Origin of the sequence: Bacillus sp. NEAU-CP5 (assembly GCF_026420705.1) — a bacterium.
GTDB lineage: Bacteria > Bacillota > Bacilli > Bacillales > Bacillaceae > Bacillus > Bacillus velezensis.
The window spans coordinates 1-16992 of record NZ_JAPMOV010000010.1; the positions used below are offsets into that span (position 1 = coordinate 1).

Here is a 16992-nt window from a genome sequence, read left to right on the forward strand (position 1 = left end):
ACTCTCAATGGTTTGGTGGCGATAGCGAAGAGGTCACACCCGTTCCCATGCCGAACACGGAAGTTAAGCTCTTCAGCGCCGATGGTAGTCGGGGGTTTCCCCCTGTGAGAGTAGGACGCCGCCAAGCTATCATTACGGTAAAGGCAGCTCATGATGAGCTGCCTTTTTTGTTTATAAGTATTGCTTTAGGAAATTAGAAACGTAATACGGAAATTTGCGTTCCGTGACATCTAAGAACCGGCGGATCATCACATAATCATCACTGACATGCTGTGTCAGCAGTTCATACCACCACTCCGTTTCATATCTCGCAATCATCCCGATATTGTAGAGAACCAAATAATGAATAATCATTTCCGGAAGATGCAGGAAGTGATCACGCTGAGAGGGAATGTAATATTGATTTTTCTCCAAGTGAAACAATAAATTTGGAGAAGACCAAGGTTCTCTGTCTATCGGGTCAGCCTCAAAAACCAAGTGATTATGGTCTTTCCTCAGAAAAGACCACTTTAAATGATGGCTGATATATTCAGCAAAGCGGGAATCAGACATATTGTAGTGAATCACCGCATGCTCAGGCACTGAAATAAGGTCATCTTTCAGCTCTACTCTGGTCAGCCAATTCTTTTTCTCTTGGAAGTAAAAGACAGTGTGCAATTCAGGTATGGCTGTCAGCAATTTCTTCATTGTGTACCGTTCTTCCTCAAGACCAGCTATTCCGAATAAGTGCTTCATTACATGAATACATAAGCCATTGCGCTGCACCTTCACTTCATCATCCCTAAAGGAGTAATTTTGCTTTTTGCGTTTCCGGGCAGTCACGCCATGCGCGAGTACTGAGGCGTGGCTTGGATAGCTTGGATCTGTGGTCAGAAGGCAGGCTTTCAGCAATTGTGACATCCCGTAAAACAACAGAATAGGCTTAATTTCTAAAGGGGAAAGAGATGCCTGCTTATAGAAGGACTCGGCGTGTTTGATAAAGAATATGAAGCGCTCACTGTTCTTAAACGCATATCGTTTTGGTTCTTCCAGGCCGCTTTCTGTATAGACTTTATTTAGAAATTTCTGGGAAGATTCTACGGAATAAAATAATGATAACTCTTTCCACTCATGATCTCTCATATGTATTTTTAAACCCTTTCCTTTATCTAAATATTTCAACTCTTTTTCGCTTCCTTGACATGCTGTTTTCTAGTTGATAATCTACATATAATATTTTGCCGAAAAGAGGGGGATTTACTAATGTGGGAAAGTAAATTTTCAAAAGAAGGCTTAACGTTCGATGATGTACTGCTCGTACCGGCTCAATCAGACGTACTTCCGCGTGATGTGGATTTATCTGTTGAACTGACAAAGACGTTAAAGCTTAACATTCCTGTCATCAGTGCGGGAATGGATACAGTAACAGAATCAGCTATGGCGATTGCGATGGCCAGACAGGGCGGCTTGGGCATTATCCATAAAAACATGTCCATCGAACAGCAGGCTGAACATGTTGACAAAGTCAAACGTTCTGAACGGGGCGTTATTACAAATCCCTTCTTTTTAACACCTGATCATCAAGTATTCGATGCGGAGCATTTGATGGGGAAATACAGAATTTCCGGTGTTCCGATCGTAGATAATAAAGACGATCAAAAGCTTGTCGGTATCATTACAAACCGTGATCTTCGCTTTATCTCTGATTATTCAATGAAAATCAGTGATGTCATGACAAAAGAAGAGCTGGTTACGGCTTCTGTGGGAACCACATTAGACGAAGCAGAAAAAATCTTACAGAAACATAAAATTGAAAAACTTCCGTTAGTGGATGACCAAAACAAATTAAAAGGTCTTATCACGATCAAAGATATTGAAAAGGTTATCGAATTCCCGAATTCATCTAAAGATGAACATGGACGCCTTATTGTCGGCGCTGCGGTAGGCGTGACAGGCGATACAATGACACGCGTCAGCAAGCTTGTTGAAGCGAATGTCGACGTTATCGTGGTTGATACGGCTCACGGACATTCCAGAGGCGTACTGAACACAGTTGCGAAAATCCGTGAAACATATCCTGAACTGAACATTATCGCAGGAAATGTTGCAACGGCTGAAGCGACAAAAGCTCTGATTGAAGCCGGAGCAAATATTGTCAAAGTGGGAATCGGACCTGGTTCTATCTGTACGACACGCGTCGTTGCAGGTGTAGGCGTACCGCAGATCACTGCCATTTATGATTGTGCCACTGAAGCGAGAAAACACGGCGCGACAATTATCGCAGACGGCGGTATTAAATTCTCCGGAGATATTACGAAAGCGTTGGCTTCAGGCGGACATGCCGTAATGCTCGGAAGCCTGCTTGCCGGCACTTCAGAAAGCCCGGGAGAGACTGAAATCTATCAAGGCAGAAGATTTAAAGTGTATCGCGGTATGGGTTCTGTCGCTGCCATGGAAAAAGGCAGTAAAGACCGATATTTCCAAGAAGAAAATAAGAAATTCGTCCCTGAAGGTATCGAAGGACGGACTCCGTACAAAGGTCCTGTAGAAGAAACAGTGTATCAGCTTGTCGGCGGTCTTCGTTCAGGTATGGGATATTGCGGTTCAAAAGACTTGCGCGCTTTAAGAGAAGAGGCTCAATTCATCCGTATGACAGGTGCCGGACTTCGCGAAAGTCATCCGCATGATGTCCAAATTACGAAAGAATCACCAAACTACACAATCTCATAATTGTTACAAATAAAAAACATTTGACAGGGTCGCTGACTCTGTCTATTTTTTTTATATCGAGTGTGATAAAATTTATACTGTTGTGTTTTGAATTTGAATATGTCCTTAACGGCTTAATTATAGATTTAAAATGAATGACGGAGGTCGTAAGATTGAACATCACGAAATGGAAACAGCTGTTGGTGTCATTAGTGGTACTGGCACTGGCCGCAACTTGCTTTGTTCCAATGTCTAAAGCGGAGGCAGCCGGCAATGACCCGATTGATGTCAACGCATCAGCTGCGATAATGATTGAGGCTTCATCGGGAAAAATTTTATACAGTAAAAATGCAGACAAAAGACTGCCGATTGCCAGTATGACAAAAATGATGACTGAATATCTGCTTCTGGAAGCCATTAAAGAAGGAAAAGTGAAATGGGATCAAACGTATACTCCTGATGATTATGTCTATGAAATTTCTCAAGACAACAGTTTATCAAACGTCCCCCTTCGAAAAGACGGCAAATACACGGTTAAAGAACTGTATCAGGCTATGGCGATTTACTCTGCCAACGGAGCCGCGATTGCAGTTGCCGAAATTCTTGCCGGAACTGAAACGAAATTTGTCGCTGAAATGAATGCGAAAGCCAAAGAATTAGGCATGACAAACTATGATTTTAAAAATGCCACAGGGCTTGTGAATGAAGACCTTCACGGCAAGCAGCCGCAAGGAGAAGGCGTTAAAGAAGAAAGTGAAGTTTCTGCTAAAGACATGGCGCTTCTTGCAGACCGCCTGATCACTGATTACCCGGAAGTTCTCAAAACAACAAGCATCGCTAAGACGAAATTCAGAGCCGGCACTGATGATGAAATGGACATGCCGAACTGGAACTTCATGTTAAAAGGTCTTGTTTCTGAATACCCTGGCGTTGACGGCTTAAAAACGGGTTCTACTGATTCTGCGGGATCTTGTTTTACAAGTACAGCACAGCGGAACGGAATGCGGGTCATCACCGTTGTATTAAACGCAAAAGGCAACCTGCATACCGGACGTTTTGATGAAACGAAAAAAATGCTCGATTACGCATTTAAAAGCAATTTCTCAATGAAAGATCTTTACCCTGAAGGCTCTCAAGTAAAAGGGCACGAAACGATTGACGTTGAAAAAGGGAAAGACAAGCAAGTCGATATTGTTACTGACAAGGCGCTTTCTATTCCTGTGAAAAGCGGGGATGAAAAGAACTATAAAGCCGAAGTGACTTTAGATAAAAAAGAAATCACGGCTCCTGTGAAAAAGGGAACGAAAGTCGGAACGCTGACAGTTACATACAAAGGCAGTGACAAAGACTATGGCTTCCTCAAATCCAAAGAGTTCAGCGTGAATCTTGTAACGAAAAATGATGTTGATAAAGCAAACTGGTTTGTTCAGATGATGCGCGGCATCGGCGGATTCTTCTCGGGAATCTGGAACAGCGCCGTTGACACGGTAACAGGCTGGTTTTAAGAAATAAGAAAGAGCTCTGATGAAAGTTAGGGCTCTTTTGCTTAATATACTGAAAAAACCAAATTGTTAGTAAAAAATGATATCTATCTTATTCATCTCGCTGTAAAATAAGAATACCCATATGAAATATTGTATTTCTGGGATACAATAAGAGATAGAAATTATCTAACTATACATTGACTAGGGGGACCAAATAATGGCTCAAACAGGTACTGATCGTGTAAAACGCGGCATGGCGGAAATGCAAAAAGGCGGCGTCATCATGGACGTTGTAAATGCTGAACAAGCGAAGATTGCGGAAGAGGCGGGAGCTGTTGCCGTAATGGCGTTAGAACGCGTTCCGGCTGATATTCGCGCTGCCGGCGGTGTTGCCCGCATGGCTGATCCGACAATCGTTGAAGAAGTAATGAATGCTGTATCCATTCCCGTAATGGCAAAAGCGCGTATCGGACATATCGTTGAAGCGCGTGTCCTTGAAGCAATGGGAGTAGATTACATCGATGAAAGTGAAGTTCTGACTCCGGCTGACGAAGAATTTCATTTAAATAAAAATGAATATACAGTCCCGTTCGTATGCGGCTGCCGTGATCTCGGCGAAGCAACGCGCCGTATCGCCGAAGGAGCTTCCATGCTTCGTACAAAAGGCGAACCGGGAACAGGAAACATTGTGGAAGCTGTCCGCCATATGAGAAAAGTAAACGCGCAAGTGCGCAAAGTTGTTGCGATGAGCGATGATGAGCTGATGACTGAAGCTAAAAACCTCGGCGCTCCTTATGAACTGCTTCTTCAAATCAAGCGTGACGGCAAACTGCCTGTAGTGAACTTTGCTGCCGGCGGAGTAGCGACGCCTGCTGATGCGGCATTGATGATGCAGCTTGGCGCTGACGGCGTATTTGTCGGTTCAGGTATTTTCAAATCAGACAACCCTGCTAAATTCGCCAAAGCAATTGTTGAAGCAACGACTCATTACACAGACTACAAACTGATCGCTGAGCTTTCTAAAGAATTAGGCACAGCAATGAAAGGCATCGAAATCTCAAATCTATTGCCGGAACAGCGTATGCAAGAACGCGGCTGGTAAAACCATAGGAGAGCTGGAAGCATGTTAACAATTGGTGTACTTGGACTTCAAGGAGCAGTAAGAGAACATATTCGTTCAATTGAAGCATGTGGTTCAAAAGGTGTCGTCATTAAGCGTCCTGAACAGCTGAATGATATCGACGGCTTAATCCTGCCGGGCGGGGAAAGCACGACGATGCGGCGTTTAATGGATACGTATCATTTTATGGAGCCGCTTCGCGAGTTTGCCGCCCAAGGCAAGCCGATGTTCGGCACATGCGCCGGTCTGATTATTTTAGCCAAAGAGATAGCGGGAACGGATAACGCTCATTTAGGTCTGTTGAACGTTGTTGTCGAGCGTAATTCCTTTGGCCGTCAGGTCGACAGCTTTGAAGCTGATCTGACGATTAAAGGCCTTGATGAGCCGTTTACGGGTGTATTTATTCGCGCGCCGCATATTTTAGAAGCCGGAGAAGATGTTGAAGTGCTTTGTGAGCATAACGGACGCATCGTGGCTGCAAAGCAGGGGAATTTCCTCGGCTGCTCGTTCCATCCTGAACTGACGGATGATCACCGGGTGACAGAGCTGTTTGTGAAGATGGCGGAAAAGCATAAGCAGGAAACAGCTGTATAAAACAGTTGAAAACCGCTGATACTTATAGTACATTATAAACACAAATAAAGATCGAAAAGCGTTGACAGGAAGCAGTAGGGAGCCCCTCTTTCAAAGAGAGCCGATGGGTGGTGCGAATCGGTGAAAGATGCTGTCCGAATCCGTCCTTGAGCGAAATGCTGAAAACAAGTAGGCATTTACGGGAAAACCGTTATGTGTTAAAGCGGGAAGCAAGTGTGAGCTTGTTTTCAATCAGGGTGGCAACGCGAGAGCTCTCGTCCCTTCTAGGGGATGAGGGCTCTTTTTTATTTTCGATAAAAACAGATAGGAGTTGTTAGGCATGATTGATACGAAGGTGCTGAGAGCCAATTTTCAAGAGGTAAAAGCGAAGCTCATTCCAAAAGGCGAAGACTTATCTGACTTTGACAAGTTTGAAGAGCTGGACGAAAAGAGAAGAGAGCTTATCGGTAAAGTAGAAGAACTGAAGGGAAAACGCAATGAAGTGTCTCAGCAGGTCGCCGTTTTGAAACGGGAGAAAAAAGACGCTGATCATATTATTAAAGAGATGCGTGAAGTGGGCGAAGAAATTAAGAAGCTTGATGAAGAGCTTCGTACTGTCGAAACGACGCTCGAAACCATCCTTCTGTCCATTCCGAACATCCCGCACGATTCAGTGCCCGTCGGGGAAACGGAAGATGATAACATTGAAATTCGCAAGTGGGGAGAGGCGCCGGCATTTTCATATGAGCCGAAACCGCATTGGGATATCGCAGACCATTTAAACATTCTTGATTTCGAACGCGCTTCAAAAGTAACAGGCAGCCGGTTTGTGTTTTATAAAGGATTAGGCGCCCGCCTCGAACGCGCGCTCTACAACTTTATGCTGGATCTTCACGTTGATGAATATGATTACACAGAAGTCATTCCTCCTTATATGGTAAACCGTACGAGCATGACAGGTACGGGACAGCTTCCTAAATTTGAAGAGGATGCTTTTAAAATCAGAGAAGAGGATTATTTCTTAATTCCGACGGCGGAAGTGCCGATTACAAATATGCACCGCGATGAAATCTTATCCGGTGAGAACCTGCCGATCAATTATGCCGCATTCAGCGCCTGCTTCCGTTCAGAAGCGGGATCTGCCGGCCGTGATACACGCGGTTTGATCCGCCAGCATCAGTTCAACAAGGTTGAGCTTGTGAAATTCGTGAAGCCAGAAGATTCTTATGAGGAGCTTGAAAAACTGACAAATCAAGCCGAGCGGGTGCTTCAGCTGCTTGAACTGCCGTATCGTGTCATGAGCATGTGTACCGGTGATCTCGGCTTTACAGCCGCGAAAAAGTACGATATTGAGGTATGGATTCCAAGCCAAGACACATACCGTGAAATTTCTTCTTGCAGTAACTTTGAGGCCTTCCAGGCGAGACGCGCAAACATTCGATTCAGACGCGAAGCGAAAGGCAAGCCGGAGCATGTGCATACATTAAACGGTTCAGGCCTTGCAGTCGGCAGAACAGTAGCTGCCATCTTAGAAAACTACCAGCAGGAAGACGGAAGTGTCATCATTCCGAAAGTGCTTCGTCCTTATATGGGAAATAAAGAAGTCATCAAACCGTAAAAGGTGCGCCCTAGAGGCGCGCCTTTTTTGCTGCCCGGTATAGAGCGGCGGCATTCCGGGCTGTGCTTTCAAGGTTAAAACGGCCGGATGCTAAGGCGTCTTCAAGACTTACAGCGCCGGGCACGATAGAAAATACAGCTGTTATTCCTGCACTGTAAACATGCTCGAAATTTTTGCCTAAGGAGCCCGCCAATGCGATAACGGGAATTTCTTGAGCAGATGCGCGTGCGGCGATCCCGGCGGGGGTTTTGCCGAATATCGTTTGTCCGTCTATCTGCCCCTCTCCGGTAATGACAAGGTCAGCGCCTCTTATCTGATCTGAGAAGGACAGTGTATCTAATACAACATCAATCCCGCTTTGAAGTTCTGCCTGTAAGAAAGCGATCAGTCCGGCGCCCAGTCCCCCTGCGGCACCCGCGCCTTTTACGGTATCCGCTTCGATATCGTGCTGACGTCTCAATATGTCAGCGAAATGGCGTAAGTTGCGATCCAATACAACTTTAGTCTTCTCGGACGCCCCTTTTTGCGGGCCGAAGACATATGACGCGCCGTTTTCACCGGTCAGGGGATTTTCGACATCACATGCGGCACGGATACGGATATGTTTCAGGTCAGGAGAGAGACCGCTTATATCAATAGAAGCTAGGGTGTGCAAAGCGCCTCCGCCGTCAGGTATCTCCTGACCTTCCTCATTTAAGAAACGCACACCGAGCGCGCTCGCCATTCCTGCTCCGCCGTCATTGGTTGCGCTCCCGCCAAGCCCGATGATGATCTCACCCGCCCCGCGGGAAGCTGCATCTGCTATCAGTTCACCCGTTCCTCTTGTCGTTGTGTTCAACGGATCTCTGAGATGGCGGGGAACGAGATGAAGCCCTGATGATTCCGCCATTTCAATGACTGCCGTGCGTCCGTCTCCCAGAAGTCCATATGCGGCGTTTACCGGCGCTCCCAGCGGACCGGTCACAGTTTTTTTGATGATGCTTCCGCCAGTGGCATCGGTCAAAGCCTGAACGGTTCCTTCTCCGCCGTCGGCCGCGGGTATCTTGATATATTCCGCGTCAGGGAAGACCGCTTTGAATCCTTTTTCTATGCTGTCAGCGGCTTCTTTTGATGTCATGCTTTCTTTGAAAGAATCGGGTGCAATGATGATTTTCATTATGTTCTCCACCTTTATGAGCAGGTTATCTGTTTGAATCTATTCTTGATTTTTACTGTGATTTCCTGCCCGTATGGCATACTGAGGTTGAATTGGACGCAAGACTTTTGTATGATAGTAAAGCTGACGGACAAGCGTTTAAGAAAAGAAATAAAAAATATGAAAAAGCGCTTGACTGAAATTTAGGTCATGTGGTATATTATTAAATGTCGATACGGAGGAATACCCAAGTCTGGCTGAAGGGATCGGTCTTGAAAACCGACAGGGGTGTCAAAGCCCGCGGGGGTTCGAATCCCTCTTCCTCCGCCATATTGATTTTAAACCTAATGAAACTCGAGCATATATTGGAGATTGTTTTGTCCGCTGCATGTGATGCAGCGGATTTTTTATATGCAAAAAAAGCGATTTTCTCTGTTCGGGGAAAATCGCTTTGCTATTTTTATTTATTTCTGTTTTCGTTGATCACGTGACTGATTTTTTCGATCAAAGGTTCCAGTGACTGTTCATCAGCTTCAAGGTCATAATCTTCAATGCGTACTTTCAGCACAGGGCAGGCGTTAAAACCGCTGATCCAGTCTTCGTACCGTGTATACATCTCTTCCCAATAAGAGCGGTTTGTCTGCAGCTCCATCTCGCGGCCCCGCTTTTCAATCCGGTTTATAATGTTTTCAAGGTCGCCTTCTAAATAGATCAAAACATCAGGATGCGGGAAGTACGGCGTCATGACCATCGCCTCAAATAGGCTTGTGTATGTTGTGTAATCTGTCAGCGACATGGTTCCTTTATCGGCATGCATTTTTGCGAATATGCCTGTATCTTCATAAATCGAACGGTCCTGCACGAATCCGCCGCCTGATTCAAACATGTTTTTCTGCTCTTTGAACCGCTCAGCCAGAAAATAAATTTGCAAATGGAAGCTCCAGCGTTCAAAATCGTGATAAAACTTCTCTAAATAAGGGTTTTCATCCACTTCCTCAAGTGAGGTATGAAACCCGAGCCGTTTTGCTAAAGCTCTGGTCAAAGTCGATTTTCCGACTCCTACCGTTCCCGCTACTGTTATAATGGCGTTGTTTGGAATATGAATGTCTTTCATTTAATAAGCTCCTTTACCTGACGGGCAATTCTTTCATAGTCTGTCTTATTCAAAACAAAGTCTTCAGTATCACCGTCAATGGTCAGTACAGATATATCCGGGTCTTCTTCCTGAAGCTGTCTGATGGCTGTGTCGTAATCTGCTATGAGACGTTCCAGATATTGATGTTCGATATTTTTCTCAAACGGGCGCCCGCGTTTTTCAATGCGTTGAAGCAATGTCGGCAGGCTTGCCTTTATGTATACAATAACATTCGGTTTCGGCAAGTCGTGAGTGAGCAGATGATAAATCTGCTTATATTTCTCAAGCTTTTGGCCGTGCAATGTACGCTCTGCGAAAATAACATTTTTATAAATATGATAATCGGACAAAACGGGCTGTCCTTGTTTTAAATAATCTCGGTCGGTGTCTTCAAGCTGTTTATACCTGTGACATAGAAAAAACATTTCAAGCTGGAAACTCCACTCCTCGATATTGTCATAAAACTTATCGAGATAAGGGTTGTCTTCCACAATCTCATTAATCATAGGAAAACCGAGCTCTTCAGAAAGCATCGTAGAGAGTGTCGTTTTTCCTGCCCCGATAGGACCTTCTACCGCGATAAAAGGGGCTCTGTTCATTGAAAATCCTCCTTAATTCTGCAAACATCCGTCAGCTGCCGGCCTTTATATTGTATCACACTCTCAGAAAAGCCCATGAAAAAAGACGCTTCCAATTAACGAAACGTCTCTTTCACAATATGAAATTGATCACCGAGCAAAAGCCAGTTTTGCGGGAAGGAGAGGCCGAGTTTCCAATAGCTGATTCCTCTTAAATGAAGTTCTTTAATTAAATTGAATTTCGCTTGAATGGATCGTGCGTCTTCAAACCATACTTCATGCCGTCTCTGATTTTCATCCGTGTAACGAAAGAATGGAGCCTGGGCGGTTTCGTCATATTGAATGTCGACTTTATGGCGTGCTGCCAGAGCGATTGCCTGCTGAGGACTGACGGCTTTGGCTGTCGTTCCCTGTTTAAAAGGCAGTGTCCAATCGTAGCCGTACATGTTCTGGCCCATGACGATTTTTGAAGAGGGCATTTCCGTCAGCGCGTACTCAATGACATTTCTTACAGGGCCGATAGGTGATACGGCCTGAGCCGGGCCTCCGCTGTACCCCCACTCATATGTCATGATTACGACAAAATCGACGATTTCTCCATGTGCCCTATAGTCATGTGCTTCGTACCATTTGCCGGCCTGAGTCGCGCTCGTTTTCGGAGCAAGCGCCGTTGAAATCTTCCAGCCTTCCCGATGGAAAATCGTCCTCGCTTCACGTAAAAAACGATTGTAGGCTTCTCTGTCCTGTGGACGTAAATATTCGAAATCAAAGTGAATATCGCGAAAGCCGTGCTTTTTAGCCGTGGCGACGATTTCCTGAAAGAGTTTTGTTTTCACTGTATTGTCATTCAAGATGAGCCGCCCGAGTTCATCGCTGAATGCGTCATTTTCAAGGTTGGTGATGATCATCATCAGTGTGGTGTTGTGCCTGTCACTGATGCTTTTTAAATTGGTCAGAGGCGGTTCCTTTAAAGTCCCGTTCCGCTGCACTTGAAAACTGAATGCGCCGAGGTATGTTAAATAAGGAGAGGCCTCCCTTGCCGCCTGCTGCAGATTAGCGCTTACGCTCGTTCCCCGCGGTTCTATATATGCATTTGATTCGATATCGGGCTTATTCGCCTGCTGCGGAATGTAAAGGCGGGTTCCGACTCTCAATGTGGTGCCGGGCTGAATTCCGTTCACCCTCGCAAGCTCCGCGGCCGATATATGAAAACGGCCGGCGATTGCCGCGAGAGTATCACCTTGTTTCACTTCGTAATATTGACCCTCAATCGGGATGACAAGGGTTTGTCCGACAACCAATGTATTTGGATTAGGCAGTTTATTTGCTTCCGCAATGACATTTGCGGCTGTCCGGTAGCGCGCCGCAATAGCGGAAAGTGTGTCGCCCCGTTTCACTATATAGATCTGAATGAAAAACGCCTCCTTTCATATCCGCTATCAAATATATGAAAAAAGGAGGCTGATCATGTTTATTTTTCGGCGGTAATTTGTTTTTCCGTGGTTATTTCTGCGAAGAGAACATTCTCCATCATGGTCAAAGCGAAATCATTGTCTTCGTCGTTATTGGAAGCGGTGCAGTCTTTCGGAATGGTAATGCTGTATTCTCTCATATAGGCGTCGTTGGCCGTGAACAGCACACAAATGTTCCCGGCAATCCCCGTGATGATTAATCGGTTCACTTGTAATTCGGTCAGAAGGGTGTGAAGCGCCGTTTCGTAAAAAGCGGAATGCTTCGGTTTAATGAGAAAATAATCATCAGGCTGAGGCGAAATATCTTTTATAATGGGGGCGCTTCTGTCGTTGCTGCATTCCTCCCTGATGGCATCAATATCAGCCTTCCAGAGCCCGTAATGATCATTAATATAAATAATCGGCCAGTTGCTTTGTTTTGCATGCTTCTTTAATGATAAAATACGGGGGACAATTTGTTTGGTTTTTTCAGCAAGACGTTCGCCCATATCAAATTGAAAATTGTTGATCATATCGACAATCAGAAGGGCTGTGTTGTTAGGTTCAGACAATACCGGCAACTCCTTTCTGCTGGGGTATTCCTATTTTAACCTTTATGAGACATGAAAAAACTTAAGAAGAGAGCTTGAACCGATGAATGATGAATATTATATGAGAGAAGCCATAAAAGAAGCGAAGAAAGCCGAAGCGAAAGGTGAAGTGCCGATCGGAGCAGTTCTTGTTCTGCATGATGAGATCGTGGCGCGGGCGCATAATCTGCGGGAGACTGAACAGAGGTCGCTTGCCCATGCCGAAATGCTGGCGATAGACGAAGCGTGCCGTAAGCTGGGGACATGGAGACTTGAGGATGCCGTTCTTTATGTCACTTTGGAGCCGTGCCCGATGTGCGCGGGAGCCGTCGTGCTTTCGAGAGTCGATAAGGTCGTATTCGGCGCATTTGATCCCAAGGGGGGCTGTACAGGAACGCTGATGAACCTCTTGCAGGAAGAGCGGTTCAACCACCAAGCGGAAGTGGTGAGCGGCGTGCTCGGAGAAGAGTGCGGAGAAATGCTCAGCGCTTTTTTCAGAAAGCTGCGCCGGCAAAAGAAAGACATGAGGAAAAAGTTGTCTGAGTAGTACGGTTGCATTTTCTGCCTGAAGCAGATATACTTATGTGTGCATCATGAATGGTGCGCATATAAAAATTTGATATTTATTTTGCCGTGCTAAGCGGGGAGGTAGCGGTGCCCTGTACCCGCAATCCGCTCTAGCGGGGCCGAATCCCTTCTCGAGGTTCGTTTACTGTAAGGTCTGCCTTAAGTAAGTGGCGTTGACGTCTGGGTCCTGCGCAATGGGAATTCATGAACCATGTCAGGTCCGGAAGGAAGCAGCATTAAGTGAAACCTCTCATGTGCCGCAGGGTTGCCTGGGCTGAGCTAACTGCTTAAGTAACGCTTAGGGTAGCGAATCGACAGAAGGTGCACGGTAAATCAATCATCAAATTTCAGACTCACCTGTTTATGGCAGGTGAGTTTTTTCGTATATGAAAAACGGGTTTTGGCGTTAAAAGCACGTTCATGTATAATAAACATGATGAATAACAGAGGAGGGCGCATCCTGTGGGTTACCAAGCTTTATATCGAGTATTTAGGCCTCAGCAGTTTGAAGATGTGGTCGGACAGGAACACATTACGAAAACGCTGCAAAATGCCCTTTTGCAAAAGAAATTTTCTCATGCATATCTGTTTTCTGGACCGCGGGGAACGGGAAAAACCAGTGCAGCTAAAATATTTGCGAAAGCAGTCAACTGTGAGCACGCCCCCGTAGAAGAACCGTGCAATGAATGTGCGGCGTGCAAGGGGATCACAAACGGCTCTATATCAGATGTGATTGAAATAGATGCGGCGTCGAATAACGGCGTAGACGAAATCCGCGACATCCGTGACAAAGTAAAATTTGCCCCGTCGGCCGTCACCTACAAAGTATATATTATAGATGAGGTGCATATGCTCTCTATCGGCGCATTCAATGCGCTTCTGAAAACGCTGGAAGAACCGCCGGCACATTGCATTTTCATATTAGCTACGACTGAGCCTCATAAGATTCCTTTAACCATTATCTCCAGATGTCAGCGTTTTGACTTCAAACGGATTACATCCAAAGCAATTGTCGGACGAATGAAGACAATCGTCGATGCAGAGCAGCTGAAGGTGGAAGAAGGAGCCCTTGATATCATAGCGAGTGCTGCGGACGGAGGAATGAGGGACGCGCTGAGCCTGCTCGATCAAGCCGTATCATTCAGCGGTGAGGAGCTGTCGGTGGATGACGCATTGCTCATTACCGGAGCCGTTTCTCAGCACTATATTGGGAAACTTGCATCTGCTCTTCACAGCAAACAGGTTTCCGAGGCATTGGAAACACTGAATGAATTGCTCCAGCAGGGGAAAGATGCGGCCAAACTGATTGAAGATATGATTTTCTATTTCAGGGATATGCTCTTGTACCAGGCCGCTCCCGGTTTAGAAGGAGTCCTGGAGAAGGTGAAGGTCGATGAAACGTTCCGGAATCTGAGCGGTGATATACCGGCCCCCGCTTTATATGAAATGATTGATATCCTGAATAAAAGCCATCAGGAAATGAAGTGGACGAACCACCCAAGAATCTTTTTTGAAGTGGCTGTCGTGAAAATATGCCAGACGGCACAGCAATCCGCGGGAGATATCCCTGAGGTCGGCATGCTGATGAATAAGATCCAGCAGCTTGAGCAGGAAGTGGAAAGGCTGAAAACCTCCGGTGTGAAGGTTCAGATGGAAAGCGCTCCGAAAGAAGCTCCGCGTCCTCAAAAAGGCGGAAAAAGCCATTACAAAGCTCCAGTCGGAAGAATTCATGAGATATTGAAGGAAGCCACAAGACCTGATCTTGAACAGCTTAAAAGCAGCTGGGGTAAGCTGCTGGCACACCTGAAACAGCAGAATAAGGTGTCTCATGCGGCTCTTTTGAATGACAGTGAACCGGTGGCTGCTGCTCAAAAGGCATTTGTGCTTAAATTTAAATACGAAATCCATTGTAAAATGGTTGCAGAAGACAATAACGGAGTCCGTACGAATCTTGAACAGATTCTCGAATCAATGCTCGGGAAAAGAATGGATTTGATTGGCGTTCCGGAAGCACAATGGGGTAAAATAAGAGAAGAATTTTTAAATGATCACCAGCAGGAAAGTGAAGGATCAAACGAACCGGCTGAAGAAGATCCGCTGATTGCAGAGGCGAAGAAACTTGTCGGAGCGGATTTAATCGAAATAAAAGACTAATAAGATGAAAGAGAGTGATTGAATATGCGTGGCGGAATGGGAAACATGCAAAAAATGATGAAACAAATGCAAAAAATGCAAAAGGATATGGCGAAGGCTCAGGAGGAGCTTGCTGAAAAAGTGCTTGAAGGCACAGCGGGCGGCGGAATGGTGACTGTAAAAGTCAACGGCCAAAAAGAAGTTGTAGACGTTGCCATTAAAGAAGAAGTCGTTGATCCGGAAGATATCGAAATGCTTCAGGACCTGATTCTTGCCGCAACAAACGACGCCCTCAAAAAAGTGGATGACATGACGAATGAGACAATGGGACAATTTACAAAAGGAATGAACATACCGGGTTTATTCTAGGGGGATAAATAAACATGCAGTATCCTGAACCAATATCAAAGCTGATTGACAGCTTTATGAAATTGCCAGGGATCGGACCGAAAACAGCGGTTCGTCTGGCTTTTTTTGTTCTAGGTATGAAAGAAGACGTGGTATTAGATTTCGCGAAAGCATTAGTAAATGCGAAGCGCAACCTGACATATTGTTCGATTTGCGGACATATTACAGATCAGGACCCTTGTTATATATGTGAGGACACAAGAAGGGATAAGTCTGTTATTTGTGTTCTGCAGGACCCTAAGGATGTTATCGCAATGGAGAAAATGAAGGAATATAACGGCCAGTATCATGTTCTTCACGGCGCGATTTCACCAATGGACGGCATCGGCCCGGAGGATATTAAGATTCCGGAGCTGCTGAAACGTCTTCAGGATGATCAAGTGACAGAAGTCATTCTCGCAACCAACCCTAATATTGAAGGGGAAGCAACAGCGATGTATATATCAAGGCTGTTAAAGCCCTCAGGCATCAAGCTCTCCCGTATTGCCCACGGTCTGCCCGTCGGCGGTGATTTGGAATATGCTGATGAGGTCACTCTTTCAAAAGCTCTTGAAGGAAGACGTGAATTGTAAGGGAGGAAAAGGCAAGGCATGGGTTTTCTTCGCAGAAATACATTAAGAAAAGAGTTTGACGAGAAGCTGATAGAACAGCTCTTTAAACAAAAAGAAGAATGGAACAGGCAGAAGAGTCTGGTCGAGAAAAGTCTCGAGCCCTCCGCTGAGGTGTTGTTTGAGCTGAAAGTCGCTGAATCTAAATACTTTTTCTATTTAAAAGAAGCGAAGCAGCGGAATTTGAAAATGAGCAGATGGAAGTAAAAGGTCTATTCTCCGGGGTCTTCTCATAAGCTTGTACTAAACAAGCGAGGGGGAAGATTCATGGAGCCTTTTTTCATTATCGGTTTGATTGTCGGTCTGGTTGCTTTGCTTTTTTTATGGGGAGTATCTTCAAAACCTTTAAGATGGATTGGTGTGACTGCGATTAAGTTTATTGCCGGCGCGATTTTGCTGGTGGGTGTGAACTTGTTCGGAGGCAGTCTCGGTATTCATATCCCTGTTAACCTGATTACAACGGGCATCAGCGGGATTCTGGGGATTCCCGGCATCGCGGCTTTGATAGTCATTAAACGCTTCATCATTTAATTTGTCGATTATTGTTGACATGTTAGATCAAGGGTGGTATTCTAATATACGTCGCTGATGACGAAACGAATTTTTGAAAAAGAAATTTTAAAAAGTTGTTGACGACACTAACACTGATGTGTTAAGATAATTAAGTCGCTTCAAGAGCGATGGACAAAGTTCTTTGAAAACTAAACAAGACAAAACGTACCTGTTAATTCAAAGTTTTAAATAAATCGCACAGCGATGTGCGTAGTCAGTCAAACTACTTTATCGGAGAGTTTGATCCTGGCTCAGGACGAACGCTGGCGGCGTGCCTAATACATGCAAGTCGAGCGGACAGATGGGAGCTTGCTCCCTGATGTTAGCGGCGGACGGGTGAGTAACACGTGGG

At 45.4% G+C, this 16992-nt stretch carries 17 protein-coding genes, 1 tRNA gene, 2 rRNA genes, 1 other RNA gene and 1 other annotated feature; of the genes, 15 read left to right on the forward strand and 6 right to left on the reverse strand.

Going from position 1 to position 16992, the window contains the following annotated elements; genetic code table 11:
- Nucleotides 1-11: 11 nt before the first annotated feature.
- Nucleotides 12-127 (forward strand): 5S ribosomal RNA (gene rrf / locus OTK50_RS19625).
- Between the two features lie 44 nt (nucleotides 128-171).
- Here rrf and OTK50_RS19630 read toward each other — a convergent pair.
- The gene (locus tag OTK50_RS19630) at nucleotides 172-1122 is read right to left on the reverse strand and encodes a YaaC family protein (RefSeq protein WP_224224340.1); all 951 of its coding nucleotides are present in this window, start codon (nucleotides 1120-1122) and stop codon (nucleotides 172-174) included.
- A gap of 120 nt (nucleotides 1123-1242) precedes the next feature.
- Here OTK50_RS19630 and guaB point away from each other — a divergent pair, with 120 nt between their 5' ends.
- From guaB to serS, 5 genes are all read left to right on the forward strand, one after another.
- Nucleotides 1243-2709, forward strand: a complete 1467-nt coding sequence (gene guaB / locus OTK50_RS19635) for an IMP dehydrogenase (protein WP_007408741.1) — start codon at nucleotides 1243-1245, stop codon at nucleotides 2707-2709.
- A gap of 152 nt (nucleotides 2710-2861) precedes the next feature.
- On the forward strand, nucleotides 2862-4193 hold the full coding sequence (gene dacA / locus OTK50_RS19640; protein WP_029326157.1) for a D-alanyl-D-alanine carboxypeptidase: 1332 nt from the start codon (nucleotides 2862-2864) through the stop codon (nucleotides 4191-4193).
- Between the two features lie 196 nt (nucleotides 4194-4389).
- Nucleotides 4390-5274, forward strand: a complete 885-nt coding sequence (gene pdxS / locus OTK50_RS19645) for a pyridoxal 5'-phosphate synthase lyase subunit PdxS (protein ID WP_003150714.1) — start codon at nucleotides 4390-4392, stop codon at nucleotides 5272-5274.
- A 21-nt stretch (nucleotides 5275-5295) separates the two neighbouring features.
- A complete protein-coding gene (pdxT, locus tag OTK50_RS19650; RefSeq protein ID WP_007615126.1) occupies nucleotides 5296-5886 on the forward strand; it encodes a pyridoxal 5'-phosphate synthase glutaminase subunit PdxT in 591 nt (196 codons plus the stop codon).
- Nucleotides 5887-5938: 52 nt separating this feature from the next.
- Nucleotides 5939-6151 (forward strand) — a binding site (T-box leader).
- Nucleotides 6152-6205: 54 nt separating this feature from the next.
- Nucleotides 6206-7483 carry a serine--tRNA ligase gene (gene serS / locus OTK50_RS19655; RefSeq protein WP_007408744.1) on the forward strand — a complete coding sequence of 426 codons (1278 nt, stop codon included), beginning with the start codon at nucleotides 6206-6208 and terminating at the stop codon, nucleotides 7481-7483.
- Between the two features lie 10 nt (nucleotides 7484-7493).
- Here serS and OTK50_RS19660 read toward each other — a convergent pair whose 3' ends face one another.
- Entirely contained in the window at nucleotides 7494-8639 is a 1146-nt protein-coding gene (locus OTK50_RS19660) for a glycerate kinase (protein WP_224223959.1), read from the reverse strand.
- 216 nt (nucleotides 8640-8855) lie between these two features.
- On the opposite strand from OTK50_RS19660, the gene OTK50_RS19665 reads away from it, so the two are divergent.
- Nucleotides 8856-8948, forward strand: a tRNA-Ser gene (locus tag OTK50_RS19665).
- A 130-nt stretch (nucleotides 8949-9078) separates the two neighbouring features.
- Here OTK50_RS19665 and dck read toward each other — a convergent pair.
- From dck to OTK50_RS19685, 4 genes are all read right to left on the reverse strand, one after another.
- Entirely contained in the window at nucleotides 9079-9732 is a 654-nt protein-coding gene (gene dck / locus OTK50_RS19670) for a deoxyadenosine/deoxycytidine kinase (protein WP_224223960.1), read from the reverse strand.
- Nucleotides 9729-10352 (reverse strand): deoxynucleoside kinase, encoded by a 624-nt coding sequence (locus tag OTK50_RS19675; RefSeq protein ID WP_044803085.1) that lies wholly within the window; start codon nucleotides 10350-10352, stop codon nucleotides 9729-9731. The genes dck and OTK50_RS19675 overlap by 4 nt, the downstream gene beginning before the upstream one ends.
- A 95-nt stretch (nucleotides 10353-10447) precedes the next feature.
- Nucleotides 10448-11731, reverse strand: a complete 1284-nt coding sequence (locus tag OTK50_RS19680) for a LysM peptidoglycan-binding domain-containing protein (RefSeq protein WP_101670800.1) — start codon at nucleotides 11729-11731, stop codon at nucleotides 10448-10450.
- Between the two features lie 71 nt (nucleotides 11732-11802).
- On the reverse strand, nucleotides 11803-12354 hold the full coding sequence (locus OTK50_RS19685; protein ID WP_014416712.1) for a cysteine hydrolase family protein: 552 nt from the start codon (nucleotides 12352-12354) through the stop codon (nucleotides 11803-11805).
- Nucleotides 12355-12436: 82 nt separating this feature from the next.
- Here OTK50_RS19685 and tadA point away from each other — a divergent pair, with 82 nt between their 5' ends.
- From tadA to OTK50_RS19725, 8 genes are all read left to right on the forward strand, one after another.
- Nucleotides 12437-12919 (forward strand): tRNA adenosine(34) deaminase TadA, encoded by a 483-nt coding sequence (tadA, locus tag OTK50_RS19690; protein WP_007615141.1) that lies wholly within the window; start codon nucleotides 12437-12439, stop codon nucleotides 12917-12919.
- A gap of 84 nt (nucleotides 12920-13003) precedes the next feature.
- Nucleotides 13004-13268, forward strand: an RNA gene (gene ffs / locus OTK50_RS19695) — signal recognition particle sRNA large type.
- A 133-nt stretch (nucleotides 13269-13401) separates the two neighbouring features.
- Complete coding sequence (dnaX, locus tag OTK50_RS19700) at nucleotides 13402-15093, forward strand: DNA polymerase III subunit gamma/tau (RefSeq protein ID WP_032872149.1); 1692 nt, start codon at nucleotides 13402-13404, stop codon at nucleotides 15091-15093.
- 24 nt (nucleotides 15094-15117) lie between these two features.
- Entirely contained in the window at nucleotides 15118-15441 is a 324-nt protein-coding gene (locus tag OTK50_RS19705; RefSeq protein ID WP_029326155.1) for a YbaB/EbfC family nucleoid-associated protein, read from the forward strand.
- Between the two features lie 14 nt (nucleotides 15442-15455).
- A complete protein-coding gene (gene recR, locus OTK50_RS19710; RefSeq protein ID WP_101670799.1) occupies nucleotides 15456-16052 on the forward strand; it encodes a recombination protein RecR in 597 nt (198 codons plus the stop codon).
- Nucleotides 16053-16070: 18 nt separating this feature from the next.
- Complete coding sequence (locus OTK50_RS19715; RefSeq protein WP_007408755.1) at nucleotides 16071-16295, forward strand: YaaL family protein; 225 nt, start codon at nucleotides 16071-16073, stop codon at nucleotides 16293-16295.
- A 60-nt stretch (nucleotides 16296-16355) separates the two neighbouring features.
- The gene (locus tag OTK50_RS19720) at nucleotides 16356-16619 is read left to right on the forward strand and encodes a pro-sigmaK processing inhibitor BofA family protein (RefSeq protein WP_003150686.1); all 264 of its coding nucleotides are present in this window, start codon (nucleotides 16356-16358) and stop codon (nucleotides 16617-16619) included.
- Between the two features lie 249 nt (nucleotides 16620-16868).
- Nucleotides 16869-16992: ribosomal RNA gene (locus OTK50_RS19725) — 16S ribosomal RNA — on the forward strand; the annotation flags it as partial.